1 pseudogene is annotated in these 236 nt (G+C 59.3%); it reads left to right on the top strand.

Annotation, left to right across the window (positions count from 1 at the left end):
* Positions 1 to 236, top strand: a pseudogene (locus FQ664_RS26970) (MFS transporter); the annotation flags it as partial.

Raw genomic sequence — 236 nt, 5'->3', positions numbered from 1 at the left:
GGTTGATACGCTGGTGGCCTTTTCCGCACTGGGCGTGTTCGTCGCCATGGGCTCGGGGGAAGCCGGCCTGAAATCGGCGATCCTGTTCTACTCGGTCATCGACATTCTGGCTGGCACCCTGACCTGGGTCCTGCTCAAGGGCGGTAATGCGCAATCGGCCACCAAGCCGAAAAACGGTCTGGCAAACCTGATGGAGGCTATCAAGGTACCCGGTATCTGGTTGGTCAGCCTCAATG

Origin of the sequence: Pseudomonas persica (genome assembly GCF_900291015.1) — a bacterium.
Lineage (GTDB): Bacteria > Pseudomonadota > Gammaproteobacteria > Pseudomonadales > Pseudomonadaceae > Aquipseudomonas.
This window is presented reverse-complemented; position numbering and strand designations above follow the sequence as displayed.